The 12,993-nt window shown below is 59.8% G+C and carries 11 protein-coding genes and 1 pseudogene; 9 read left to right on the top strand and 3 right to left on the bottom strand.

All coding sequences use genetic code 11. From position 1 onward, the window contains the following. The first annotated feature begins 3 nt into the window (after positions 1-3). The 9 genes from murD (at position 4) to lpxC (ending at position 10,518) form a co-directional block, all read left to right on the top strand. Entirely contained in the window at positions 4-1,350 is a 1,347-nt protein-coding gene (murD, locus tag BLL42_RS18825) for a UDP-N-acetylmuramoyl-L-alanine--D-glutamate ligase (protein ID WP_071553420.1), read from the top strand. Beyond that, positions 1,347-2,564: a putative lipid II flippase FtsW gene (gene ftsW / locus BLL42_RS18830; protein ID WP_071553421.1), complete on the top strand. Its 1,218-nt coding sequence runs from the start codon at positions 1,347-1,349 to the stop codon at positions 2,562-2,564. Before murD ends, ftsW begins: the two co-directional genes overlap by 4 nt. Then, on the top strand, positions 2,554-3,624 hold the full coding sequence (gene murG / locus BLL42_RS18835) for an undecaprenyldiphospho-muramoylpentapeptide beta-N-acetylglucosaminyltransferase (RefSeq protein WP_071553422.1): 1,071 nt from the start codon (positions 2,554-2,556) through the stop codon (positions 3,622-3,624). The genes ftsW and murG overlap by 11 nt, the downstream gene beginning before the upstream one ends. After that, complete coding sequence (gene murC, locus BLL42_RS18840; protein ID WP_071553423.1) at positions 3,617-5,077, top strand: UDP-N-acetylmuramate--L-alanine ligase; 1,461 nt, start codon at positions 3,617-3,619, stop codon at positions 5,075-5,077. Before murG ends, murC begins: the two co-directional genes overlap by 8 nt. Then, positions 5,074-6,054, top strand: a complete 981-nt coding sequence (locus BLL42_RS18845) for a D-alanine--D-alanine ligase (protein ID WP_071553424.1) — start codon at positions 5,074-5,076, stop codon at positions 6,052-6,054. The genes murC and BLL42_RS18845 overlap by 4 nt, the downstream gene beginning before the upstream one ends. 4 nt (positions 6,055-6,058) lie before the next feature. Continuing rightward, positions 6,059-6,925: a cell division protein FtsQ/DivIB gene (locus BLL42_RS18850; RefSeq protein WP_071553425.1), complete on the top strand. Its 867-nt coding sequence runs from the start codon at positions 6,059-6,061 to the stop codon at positions 6,923-6,925. Positions 6,926-6,939: 14 nt separating this feature from the next. Further along, positions 6,940-8,202: a cell division protein FtsA gene (gene ftsA, locus BLL42_RS18855; protein WP_019693553.1), complete on the top strand. Its 1,263-nt coding sequence runs from the start codon at positions 6,940-6,942 to the stop codon at positions 8,200-8,202. Between the two features lie 98 nt (positions 8,203-8,300). Then, complete coding sequence (gene ftsZ, locus BLL42_RS18860) at positions 8,301-9,494, top strand: cell division protein FtsZ (RefSeq protein WP_054595719.1); 1,194 nt, start codon at positions 8,301-8,303, stop codon at positions 9,492-9,494. Between the two features lie 112 nt (positions 9,495-9,606). Further along, positions 9,607-10,518 carry a UDP-3-O-acyl-N-acetylglucosamine deacetylase gene (gene lpxC / locus BLL42_RS18865; protein WP_054595720.1) on the top strand — a complete coding sequence of 304 codons (912 nt, stop codon included), beginning with the start codon at positions 9,607-9,609 and terminating at the stop codon, positions 10,516-10,518. Between the two features lie 195 nt (positions 10,519-10,713). Here the strand turns inward: lpxC and BLL42_RS18870 are convergent, their stop codons facing one another. The 3 genes and pseudogenes from BLL42_RS18870 to BLL42_RS31100 all read right to left on the bottom strand — a co-directional run bounded on the left by BLL42_RS18870 (position 10,714) and on the right by BLL42_RS31100 (position 12,918). Next, complete coding sequence (locus tag BLL42_RS18870) at positions 10,714-12,222, bottom strand: sensor domain-containing diguanylate cyclase (protein ID WP_071553426.1); 1,509 nt, start codon at positions 12,220-12,222, stop codon at positions 10,714-10,716. 149 nt (positions 12,223-12,371) lie between these two features. After that, positions 12,372-12,860, bottom strand: a pseudogene (locus BLL42_RS18875) (OprD family outer membrane porin); the annotation flags it as partial. Continuing rightward, positions 12,829-12,918 carry a hypothetical protein gene (locus BLL42_RS31100; RefSeq protein ID WP_129587010.1) on the bottom strand — a complete coding sequence of 30 codons (90 nt, stop codon included), beginning with the start codon at positions 12,916-12,918 and terminating at the stop codon, positions 12,829-12,831. The gene BLL42_RS31100 and the pseudogene BLL42_RS18875, both read right to left, overlap by 32 nt. Between the last annotated feature and the right edge of the window lie 75 nt (positions 12,919-12,993).

Below are 12,993 nucleotides of genomic sequence, written 5' to 3' on the forward strand. Positions count from 1 at the left end.
CGAGTGTCTCTGATCGCTTCTGACCACTTCCGCATCGTTGTCGGCCTCGGCAAGAGCGGCATGTCCCTGGTTCGCTTCCTGGCGAACCGGGGCGTGTCGTTCGCTGTCGCCGATACGCGGGAAAACCCACCGGAGCTGGCCACGCTGCGTCGTGACTATCCGCAGGTGGAAGTGCGTTGTGGCGAGCTGGATGTCGAATTCCTCTGCCGTGCCGACGAGCTCTACGTGAGCCCGGGCCTGGCCTTGGCGACTCCGGCCCTGCAAGCGGCGGCTGCCCGTGGCGTGAAGCTGTCGGGTGATATCGAACTGTTCGCACGTAACGCAAAGGCGCCGATTGTTGCCATCAGCGGTTCCAACGCAAAAAGCACCGTGACCACTCTGGTCGGCGAAATGGCGGCAGCGGCCGGCAAGCGCGTGGCGGTGGGCGGCAACCTCGGTACTCCGGCGCTCGACCTGTTGAGCGATGACGTCGAGCTGTACGTGATGGAACTCTCGAGCTTCCAGCTGGAGACCACCGATCATCTGGGGGCCGAAGTGGCCACTGTGCTGAACGTCAGCGAAGACCATATGGACCGTTACAGTGGCCTGCCGGCGTATCACCTGGCCAAGCACCGGATCTTCCGTGGCGCGAAGCAAGTCGTGGTCAATCGTCAGGATGCACTGAGCCGTCCGTTGATGAGCGAGGGCCTGCCGTGCTGGACCTTCGGTCTGAGCAAACCTGATTTCAAGGCTTTTGGTCTGCGCGAGGAAAATGGCGAGAAGTATCTGGCCTTTGAATTCCAGAACCTGATGCCGGTGCGCGAGCTGAAAATTCGCGGCGCGCATAACCAGTCCAACGCCCTCGCGGCATTGGCCCTGGGGCACGCCGTTGGCCTGCCGTTCGACGCCATGCTGTCGAGCCTGCGCACCTTCGCCGGGCTTGAACATCGCTGCCAGTGGGTCCGCGACCTGAACGGCGTGAGCTACTACAACGATTCCAAAGCCACTAACGTTGGCGCCGCTTTGGCCGCCATCGAAGGCCTGGGCGCAGACATCGAAGGCAAGCTGGTGCTGATTGCCGGTGGCGACGGCAAAGGTGCCGAGTTCAAGGATCTGCGTGATCCGGTCGCGGCCAACTGCCGCGCCGTGGTGTTGATGGGCCGTGATTCCGAGCTGATTGGCCAGGCCATCGGCGATGCCGTGCCACTGATTCGCGTCAACTCGCTGATCGAAGCGGTCGAGCAATGCCGTGCTATTGCCCAACCGGGTGATGCGGTGCTGCTGTCGCCGGCTTGTGCCAGTTTCGACATGTTCAAGAACTACGAAGAGCGTGGGCACCTGTTTGCTCAGGCCGTGGAGGACTTGGCATGAGCTTGACAAACATCATCAAACCGTACCCTTCGCCGCTCATCACCGGGCGTGGTATCGACCTCGACTTCCCGATGCTCGCCGGTTGCCTGGCGTTGCTGGGGCTGGGGCTGGTCATGATTGCCTCGGCATCGACCGAAGTGGCGGCAGTGCAGTCGGGCAGTGCCCTGTATTACATGATTCGTCACCTGATTTACGTCGTGCTCGGCTTGGGTGCCTGCATCGTCACCATGATGATCCCGATCGCCACCTGGCAACGCCTGGGCTGGCTGATGCTGATCGGTGCGTTCGGTTTGCTGGTGATGGTGATCGTCCCGGGGATCGGCCGTGAAGTGAACGGTTCGATGCGCTGGATCGGCTTCAGTTTCTTCAACGTTCAGCCTTCCGAGATCGCCAAGGTGTTCGTGGTGATCTACCTCGCCGGTTATCTGGTGCGTCGGCAGAAAGAAGTTCGCGAGAGCTGGATGGGCTTCTTCAAGCCGTTCATCGTGTTGCTGCCAATGGCCGGTCTGTTGCTGATGGAGCCGGACTTCGGTGCCACCGTCGTGATGATGGCGGCGGCGGCTGCGATGCTGTTCCTGGGCGGGGTCGGGCTGTTCCGTTTTTCCTTGATGGTTGTCCTGGCTGTCGCGGCGGTGGTGTTGTTGATTCAAGTGCAGCCGTATCGAATGGCGCGCCTGACCAACTTTGCGGATCCATGGGCCGACCAGTTCGGCGCTGGCTATCAATTGTCTCAAGCATTGATCGCCTTCGGTCGCGGCGAATGGCTGGGCGTTGGCCTGGGCAACAGCGTGCAAAAACAGTTCTACCTGCCGGAAGCCCACACTGACTTCGTGTTCTCGGTCCTGGCCGAAGAGCTGGGTGCCGTGGGTTCCTTGTGTACGGTCGCACTGTTCGTCTTTGTCTGTATTCGTGGCATGTACATCGGTTTGTGGGCAGAAAAGGCCAAGCAATTCTTCGCCGCTTATGTCGCCTACGGTTTGTCGTTCCTGTGGATTGGCCAGTTCCTGATCAACATCGGGGTGAACGTCGGCCTGCTGCCGACCAAGGGCCTGACCTTGCCGTTCCTCAGTTATGGCGGCAGTTCGTTGGTGATCTGCTGCGCCTGCCTTGGCTTGTTGTTGCGCATCGAATGGGAGAGTCGAACCCACTTGGGCAGCGAAGAGATGGAGTTCAGTGAGAGCGACTTCGCCGAGGAGCCGACCCATGGGCGCTAACGTGCTGATCATGGCAGGCGGCACCGGTGGCCACGTGTTCCCGGCGCTGGCCTGCGCTCGCGAGTTTCAGGCGCGTGGCTATACCGTGCACTGGCTCGGGACACCACGCGGGATCGAAAACGAATTGGTCCCGAATGCCGGCCTGCCGTTGCACTTGATCAATGTCAGCGGCCTGCGTGGCAAGAGCAAGCTGTCGCTGCTCAAGGCACCTTTTGTATTGCTCAAGGCGATCTGGCAGGCACGTGCCGTCATTCGTCAGCTGAAACCGGTCTGCGTCCTGGGCTTTGGCGGATATGTCACTGGTCCCGGTGGTGTAGCCGCCAAATTGGCCGGTGTGCCCGTCATCGTTCATGAACAGAACGCCGTCGCTGGTACCGCCAATCGGCTGCTGGTGCCGTTGGCCGCGCGAGTCTGCGAAGCTTTCCCGGACACCTTTGCTGCCAGTGGCAGCCGGCGCACTACCGGTAACCCGGTGCGCACCGAGTTGTTCCTCGAAACATCGCGTCCAGCCTTGGCCGGACGCAAAGCGCGTTTGCTGATCCTCGGCGGAAGCCTTGGGGCAGAGCCGTTGAACAAATTGCTGCCTGAAGCCCTGTCGCTGGTTCCCGCTGAACTGCGTCCGGAAGTGTTTCATCAGGCTGGTAAAAACCACGATGAAGTGACTGCCGAGCGCTATCGCACTGTCGGTGTCGAGGCGCAAGTGCAGCCTTTCATCAAAGACATGGCCCAAGCCTATGGTTGGGCCGACCTGGTGGTCTGTCGCGCAGGCGCGCTGACTGTCAGTGAGCTGGCTGCTGCCGGTCTGCCCTCGATGCTGGTGCCTTTGCCCCACGCGATCGACGATCACCAGACCCGCAATGCCGAATATTTGGCTCGTGAAGGCGCTGCCTTCCTGATGCCGCAAAGAACGACTGGCGCAGCGGATCTCGCTGCACGCCTGACAGAGGTCTTGATGCAACCGCAACGACTCAACGACATGGCTGGCGCCGCTCGTCGCCTGGCTAAACCTGATGCAACCCGCAACGTGGTCGATATCTGCCTGGAGGTGGTTCATGGTTGAGAATCAGAAAGCCATGCCGCAACCGGAAATGCGCCGCATCCGTCGCATTCACTTCGTCGGCATCGGCGGTGTGGGCATGTGCGGGATTGCCGAAGTGTTGCTGAACCTGGGCTATCAAGTGTCCGGTTCCGATCTGAAGGCTTCGCCTGTAACCGAGCGTCTCGAATCGTTCGGCGCCCAGATCTTCATCGGCCACCGCGCCGAGAACAGCGCGAGCGCCGATGTACTGGTGGTGTCGAGCGCTGTGAACACCTCCAACCCGGAAGTCGCGACGGCCCTGGAACGTCGTATTCCCGTGGTGCCGCGTGCCGAAATGCTCGCTGAGCTGATGCGCTACCGCCACGGCATTGCCGTCGCCGGCACTCACGGCAAAACCACCACCACCAGCCTGATCGCTTCGGTGTTCGCGGCCGGAGGCCTGGATCCGACCTTCGTGATCGGTGGTCGTCTGAATGCAGCAGGCACCAATGCCCAGCTGGGCACCAGCCGTTACCTGATCGCCGAAGCCGACGAAAGCGATGCCAGCTTCCTGCACTTGCAGCCGCTGGTGGCCGTCGTCACCAACATCGACGCCGACCACATGGCGACCTACGACGGTGACTTCAACAAACTGAAGAAAACCTTCGTCGAGTTCCTCCACAACCTGCCGTTCTACGGCCTGGCGGTGATGTGCCTGGACGATCCGGTGGTACGCGAAATTCTCCCGCTGGTGAAACGCCCGACGGTCACCTACGGCTTCAGCGAAGACGCCGACGTGCGCGCCATCAATGTTCGCCAGCAAGGCATGCAGACCTTCTTCACCGTGCTGCGTCCTGATCGTGAACCGCTGGATGTCTCGGTGAATATGCCGGGCAACCACAACGTATTGAACTCGCTGGCGACCATTTGCATCGCGACCGACGAGGGCGTCAGCGATGAAGCCATCGTTCAGGGGCTGTCGGGCTTCCAGGGGGTTGGCCGACGCTTCCAGGTCTACGGCGAGCTGCCGGTCGAAGGCGGCAACGTGATGCTGGTGGACGACTACGGTCACCACCCGACCGAAGTTGCAGCGGTGATCAAAGCTGTGCGCGGTGGCTGGCCGGATCGCCGTCTGGTGATGGTTTACCAGCCGCACCGTTACAGCCGCACCCGTGACCTGTACGACGATTTCGTCAATGTACTGGCCGACGCCAACGTGTTGCTGCTGATGGAAGTCTATCCGGCCGGCGAAGAACCGATCCCGGGGGCTGACAGTCGCAAGCTGTGCAACAGCATCCGCCAGCGCGGTCAGCTCGACCCGATCTACATCGAGCGTGGTGTCGACCTCGCGCCGGTGGTCAAGCCGCTGCTGCGTGCCGGCGACATCCTGCTGTGCCAGGGCGCCGGTGATATCGGCGGTCTTGCACCGAAACTGTTGAAGAGTCCTTTGTTCGCGGGGGCCGTTGTCGCTCCTAGCGAGGGGAAGTTGAAATGACTGCTGCCTACGCCAACCTGTTCTCGACAATCGCCCCGAAAGACTTTGGCCGTGTGGCCGTGCTGTTCGGTGGCAAAAGCGCTGAGCGTGAGGTTTCGCTGAAATCCGGTAATGCAGTGCTTGAAGCCCTGCAAACTGCGGGCGTGGATGCGTTCGGCATCGACGTCGGCGACGATTTCCTGCAGCGCCTGCTGAACGAAAAAATCGACCGCGCCTTCATCATTCTCCACGGTCGCGGCGGTGAAGACGGCAGCATGCAGGGCCTGCTCGAATGCGCAGGGATTCCGTACACCGGCAGCGGCATCCTTGCCTCGGCACTGGCCATGGACAAGCTGCGGACCAAACAGGTCTGGCACAGCCTGGGTATTCCGACGCCACGTCACGCGGTACTGAGCAGCGAAGCCGACTGTATTTTGGCGGCGACGGAACTGGGCTTCCCTTTGATCGTCAAACCGGCGCATGAAGGTTCAAGTATCGGTATGGCCAAAGTGACTTCGGCAACTGAGTTGATCGAAGCCTGGAAAGCGGCCAGTACCTACGATTCGCAAGTGTTGGTCGAACAATGGATTCAAGGTCCGGAGTTCACCATCGCGACCCTGCGTGATCAGGTGTTGCCACCGATCGCTTTGGGCACGCCACACACTTTCTATGACTACGACGCCAAGTACCTGGCTTCCGATACCCAGTACCGGATCCCGTGTGGCCTCGATAGCGCCAAAGAACAAGAACTCATGGACCTCACGGCAAAAGCCTGTGAGGCGCTGGGTATCGCCGGTTGGGGACGGGCTGACGTGATGCAGGACGCCGATGGGCAGTTCTGGTTCCTGGAAGTCAATACCGCACCGGGCATGACCGATCACAGTCTGGTCCCGATGGCCGCACGCGCCGCCGGTCTGGATTTCCAGCAGTTGGTGTTGGCGATCCTGGCGGCCAGTGTTGCCGGTCACGCTGCCAGTAACGAAGAGCCGCGAGGTTAAGACCATGCAAGGCGCCCAGCTACGTCATCAGCCACCCGCACCCGGCCGCAAGCCGGTGCCGCGGGGTGCCAGCCGAATGGTGGCCAAAGAGCCGATGTCGGTGCGCCTGCCGAAAGCCAATTTTGGTTTTCTCAAAGCCTTGTTCTGGCCCGTGCTGTTGGTCGCGCTGGGGTTCGGTACTTACGAAGGTGCACAGCGTTTGCTGCCGTACGCCGACCGACCGATCACCAAGATCAACGTGCAGGGCGATTTGAGTTACATCAGCCAGCAAGCGGTGCAGCAGCGGATCGCCCCGTACGTGGCGGCAAGCTTCTTCACCATTGACCTGGCGAGCATGCGTACCGAGCTGGAACAGATGCCATGGATTGCGCACGCCGAAGTGCGTCGCGTCTGGCCTGACCAGGTGGTGATTCGTCTGGAAGAGCAACTGCCCGTGGCCCGTTGGGGTGACGAAGCGCTGCTGAACAACCAGGGGCAGGCGTTTACGCCGCGTGAATTGGCCAACTACGAACATTTGCCACAGCTGTTCGGCCCACAACGGGCTCAGCAGCAAGTGATGCAGCAGTATCAGGTGTTGAGCCAGATGTTACGGCCATTGGGCTTCTCGATTGCCCGGCTGGAATTGCGTGAACGCGGCAGCTGGTTTTTGACCACTGGCGCGGGTAGCGCGGGCCCTGGGATCGAGCTGTTGCTGGGTCGCGATCACCTGGTGGAAAAGATGCGCCGCTTCATTGCCATCTACGACAAGACGCTTAAAGAACAGATTACGAACATTGCGCGCATCGACCTGCGTTATGCCAACGGCCTGGCCGTCGGCTGGCGGGAACCTGTAGCGCCCACGACGGCCCAACGCGCCGTCGCGAAGAATTGAGAAGAGGCAGGACCATGGCAAACGTGCAAAGCGGCAAAATGATCGTCGGTCTGGATATCGGTACCTCCAAGGTGGTGGCGCTGGTAGGCGAGGTCGCGGCCGATGGCCAACTTGAAATCGTCGGGATCGGTACTCACCCGTCCCGCGGCCTGAAGAAGGGCGTGGTGGTGAATATCGAATCCACCGTGCAGTCCATTCAGCGCGCGATCGAAGAAGCGCAACTGATGGCCGGTTGCCGGATTCACTCGGCGTTCGTCGGTGTGGCCGGCAATCACATTCGCAGCCTGAACTCCCACGGCATCGTGGCGATTCGTGATCGCGAAGTCAGCTCGGCCGACCTTGAGCGCGTGCTCGATGCCGCCCAGGCCGTGGCCATTCCGGCGGATCAGCGCGTTCTGCACACGTTGCCGCAGGATTACGTGATCGATAACCAGGAAGGCGTGCGTGAGCCTTTGGGCATGTCCGGCGTTCGTCTGGAAGCCAAGGTTCACGTGGTTACCTGCGCGGTGAACGCTGCACAGAACATTGAAAAGTGCGTGCGTCGTTGCGGTCTGGAAATCGACGACATCATTCTCGAGCAGCTTGCTTCTGCGTACTCGGTACTGACCGATGACGAGAAAGAGCTGGGCGTGTGCCTGGTGGATATCGGTGGCGGTACCACCGACATCGCCATCTTCACCGAAGGCGCGATTCGTCACACCGCGGTGATCCCGATTGCTGGTGATCAGGTGACCAACGACATCGCCATGGCGTTGCGCACTCCGACTCAGTACGCCGAAGAAATCAAGATTCGCTACGCCTGCGCCCTGGCCAAACTGGCCGGCGCCGGTGAAACCATCAAGGTCCCAAGCGTCGGTGATCGTCCGCCGCGCGAGCTGTCCCGTCAGGCCTTGGCCGAAGTGGTCGAGCCGCGTTACGACGAACTGTTCACGCTGATCCAGGCCGAGCTGCGTCGCAGCGGCTACGAAGACCTGATCCCGGCCGGCATCGTGCTGACCGGCGGCACCTCGAAGATGGAAGGCGCGGTCGAGTTGGCCGAAGAGATTTTCCACATGCCGGTTCGCCTGGGCGTACCGCATGGCGTCAGAGGCCTGGACGATGTAGTGCGCAACCCGATTTATTCCACCGGTGTGGGTTTGCTGATGTATGGCCTGCAAAAGCAGTCCGATGGCATTTCCTTCTCCGGGATCAGCAGCAGTCGCGATAGCTACAACAATGACGAGGCCAAGAGCCCGTTGATCGATCGCATCAAAAGCTGGGTCCAGGGCAATTTCTAACGATTTACCGCAACACCGCCACACCGTGACACCGCAGCACCGTTGTACGCAGTAGGCGCAGTAGGCGAAAAAAACTAGAGAACGTAAGGAGAGGGAAAATGTTCGAACTCGTAGACAACATCCCCGCAAGCCCGGTAATTAAAGTTATCGGTGTTGGCGGTGGCGGCGGCAACGCTGTCAATCACATGGTCAAGAGCAACATTGAAGGCGTTGAGTTCATCTGCGCCAACACTGATGCCCAGGCGCTGAAAAGCATCGGCGCGCGGACCATCCTGCAATTGGGCACCGGCGTGACCAAAGGTCTGGGTGCTGGCGCGAACCCTGAGGTCGGTCGTCAGGCCGCTCTGGAAGACCGCGAGCGCATCGCCGAAGTGCTGCAAGGCACAAACATGGTGTTTATCACCACCGGCATGGGCGGCGGTACCGGTACCGGTGCTGCGCCGATCATTGCCGAAGTGGCCAAGGAAATGGGGATCCTCACCGTTGCGGTGGTGACCCGTCCGTTCCCGTTCGAAGGTCGCAAGCGCATGCAGATCGCCGACGAAGGCATCCGTCTGCTGTCTGAAAGCGTCGACTCGTTGATCACCATTCCCAACGAGAAGCTGCTGACCATCCTCGGTAAAGACGCCAGCCTCTTGTCGGCTTTCGCCAAGGCCGACGATGTACTGGCCGGTGCCGTTCGCGGTATCTCCGACATCATCAAGCGTCCGGGCATGATCAACGTCGACTTCGCCGACGTCCGTACCGTGATGAGCGAAATGGGCATGGCAATGATGGGCACTGGCTGCGCCAGCGGTCCGAACCGTGCACGTGAAGCGACCGAAGCGGCGATCCGCAATCCGTTGCTCGAAGACGTGAACCTGCAAGGTGCACGCGGCATCCTGGTGAACATCACCGCCGGTCCTGACCTGTCTCTGGGTGAGTACTCCGACGTGGGTAGCATCATCGAAGCGTTCGCTTCCGAGCACGCCATGGTCAAGGTCGGTACCGTTATCGATCCGGACATGCGCGACGAGCTGCACGTGACTGTGGTTGCCACCGGTCTGGGCGCGAAAATCGAGAAGCCTGTGAAGGTTATCGACAATACCGTTCACACCTCCATGGCTTCGCAGCCACAACAACAATCCCCTGCACGTCAGGAACAACCAGCGGTAAACTACCGTGACCTTGACCGTCCGACCGTCATGCGCAACCAGGCTCAGGCCGGTGCTGCGACTGCCGCGAAGATGAATCCGCAAGACGATCTGGATTACCTGGACATCCCGGCATTCCTGCGTCGTCAGGCCGATTGATGGAATGTATCAGGGCGATGAAGGTGATTGGTGTTCAGCAAAGGTCTGGTCTGCTATTATCGCCAGCCTTTGTTGATACCAGTTCGCAATTTGCGCTGAAGCGGCCCAAGCCATGATTAAACAACGCACTCTGAAAAATATTATCCGTGCCACAGGTGTCGGCCTGCACTCCGGGGAGAAGGTATACCTGACCCTCAAGCCTGCGCCTGTAGACACCGGCATCGTGTTTTGTCGTGCCGACCTGGACCCTGTGGTGCAGATTCCTGCTCGCGCGGAAAACGTTGGTGAAACCACTATGTCGACGACACTGGTCAACGGTGACGTCAAAGTGGACACGGTGGAGCACTTGCTCTCGGCCATGGCTGGCCTGGGCATCGATAACGCCTACGTCGAGCTCTCCGCGTCCGAAGTCCCGATCATGGATGGTAGCGCTGGACCCTTCGTATTCCTGATTCAATCGGCTGGCCTGGAAGAACAGGACGCAGCCAAGAAGTTCATCCGGATCCTGCGTGAAGTGACAGTGGAAGACGGCGACAAGCGCGCCACTTTCGTCCCTTTCGAAGGCTTCAAAGTGAGCTTCGAGATCGATTTCGATCACCCGGTGTTTCGTGACCGCACTCAAAGTGCCAGCGTGGATTTTTCCAGCACTTCGTTCGTAAAAGAAGTCAGCCGCGCCCGGACCTTTGGTTTCATGAGTGATATCGAGTACCTGCGCAAGCACAACCTCGCACTCGGCGGTAGCGTCGAGAACGCCATCGTGGTCGACGCGGATGGTGTACTGAACGAAGACGGCCTTCGCTACGAAGACGAATTCGTGAAGCACAAGATCCTCGATGCAATTGGTGACCTCTACCTGCTGGGCAATAGCCTGATTGGTGAGTTCAAAGGCTTCAAGTCGGGCCATGCACTGAACAACCAGCTTCTGCGCAAATTGATTGAGCAGAAAGATGCTTGGGAAGTCGTGACGTTTGAAGACGCCAGCACTGCACCGATCTCTTACATGCGCCCGGTTGCGGCCGTGTAAGCAAAAACCTCTCTAGTTTTTAAAGGCTGCCTTCGGGTGGCCTTTTTTTATGCCTGCGGTTTTGTGGTGACACCAAAGCCTGCGTAGGAGCTGCCGCAGGCTGCGATCTTTTGGCAGTGTTGAAGATCAACAGATCGCAGCCTGCGGCAGCTCCTACGCAGGTGAAGGGGGAAGAGGGTGAAGGGGGGAAGACGTCTATTCCTGCGCGCTGACCACCCGATTACGCCCACGATGTTTGGCCTGATACAGCGCTTTGTCGGCGGCGTACATCAGGTTTTCCAGGCTCTCGCCCGGTTGGCCAGTCGAGGTGCTGAGGCCGATACTGACGGTGATCGGTGACTCGTCGCCTTCGAACGGTGGCAATTGTTCGACTGCCGCACGGATATTTTCGGCAATCTGCAGTGCACCAAAGGTGTCAGTCTCGGCCAACACCACGGAAAACTCCTCGCCGCCATACCGCGCGGCGAGATCGGAAGGGCGACGGATGTTTTCGCTGATGACTCTGGCGAGCACGCGCAACGCATCGTCGCCGCCCTGATGGCCGTGGCGGTCGTTGAACGATTTGAAGTGATCGGCGTCGATCATCAGCACCGACAGCGGCTTGCCCGAGCGCTGGGCACGGGACCATTCGCGGTTCAAGGCCTGGTCGAGCGTCCGCCGGTTAGCCACGCCGGTGAGTGCGTCAATAGCGGCCTGTTCAGCCAGTTCCTGCTCGGCGTGACGGCGCAGGCGCAATTCTCGGCACAGCTGCAAGGTCAGCCACATCAGGCCGATACACAGCACACCGGTTGCACCGCTGATTACGTACGCGGTGCGTTTCCAGCTGGCGAAGAGCTCGTCCATGGAGAGCGCGACGCTCACCGTCAACGGCAAGTTCCCGACGCGCGAAAAGGTATACAGGCGGTCCTGGTGGTCCATGCTCGACACGCTGACGAAGCTGCCACTGCCTTCATGCAGGATGCGTATGACGTTGGGCCGACTGCCAAAGCTCTTGCCAATGCTGTCATCCGTCAGCATGGGCTTTTGCGCCAGCAGTATGCCGTCCTTGTCGAGCACGTTGAGGGTGCTGTCAGTGCCGATGTTCAAGCTGCTGAACAGCTCATCAAAGTACGCCAGCCGCATGGAAGCGGCGGCAACGCCAAGAAACTCCCCGGTGGGCGAAGAGATGCGCCGACTGAAGCTGATGCGCCACTGATCACTGTCAGCGCAGTCGCAACGGGATTTGAACGGCCGACTGATAAACATCCCGGTGTCGCGATGGGTGACGTGGGCCTGGAAGTAGTCGCGGTCAGAAAAATTGCCCGGTTTGGGCTGAATCAACGATGAATCGGCGATCACCTCGCCATGCTTGTCGAGCAGCAGGACATCGCCCTTGAAACGTGCGGTGCTTGCGCGGTCGAACAGCACCAGGTGGCGGATCTGCGCCGAAACCTGCTGCAGGTCGTCGCGTTGGGCGGCAGCGATCAATCCTTGCAGTGACAAGTCATAGAGCTCGACATTGCGCAGCACATCGGCGTCGATCAATTGCACGATGTTGGTCGCACCACGAGTGGCCGCCTGCATGGCATTGGCGTGTTCGCGGATCAGCAGGAAGGTGACAATGGCGATAATCGAGACGACAGTCAGCGAGCTGCCGAGAACCAGCATGAGTTCTGGTCGGCGGGTAGAGCCCGTTATGGAGCGGTGTGTGCGGTTTGCACTCATGGTTCTGATTTCTGCACAGGGACATCATCAGCGTAGCTCCCGGACAAGCCGGGCGACATTGCAGATATCAGTTCGTTTATCTCAGTGCATGTATAGATCCCGGACATAAAAAAGGCCAGTGCGGGTGCTGGCCTTTTTGTGAATTTTTCTTAGAAAACGTTCAGCAGGTAGTCGACGATCACCCAGTATTCATCGGTGTCGGTATCCAGCGCGCCATAGCCGTTGCCGCCGCGGTTGGTGGCCCATTGCAGACGTACCGCCAGATCCTTGGCCGTACCGCCCTGGACCACGTACTTGAGATCGATATCACGCTCCCAGTGTTTGGCATTTTTACCATCTTCGTTGCAGAAGTTGGCATAGCCACGACTGTTCGGATCAACCTTGCTCAAATCCAGCGTGCCACGTGAATACGACACGGTCGAGGTCAGCCCTGGCACGCCGACACCGGCGAAATCATAGGCGTACTTGAGTTTCCACGAGCGCTCGTTCGGGCCGTTGAAGTCCGAGTACGGCTGCGAGTTGTCGAAGAAGATGCTGTCGCCCTGGGAGATGTAATCGAACGGCGTGTTGCCGTTAACGCGCTGGTAAGCGGCGGTGACGCTGTGGCTACCGACGCCCACGGTAAAGTGCAGGCTGTAGGCGGCTCATGCCGCCGGCAATCACCGGGTTGTCGAGAAACAGTTCACCGGCTTTCAGTTCAGTGTCGTGGGTCTGCTACTGACGGTTGCGGTTCATGTAGTCGTTGCGGTCATCGTTGCGGCCATTGCAATG

This window comes from Pseudomonas frederiksbergensis, assembly GCF_001874645.1.
Taxonomy (GTDB): Bacteria; Pseudomonadota; Gammaproteobacteria; order Pseudomonadales; family Pseudomonadaceae; genus Aquipseudomonas; species Aquipseudomonas frederiksbergensis_B.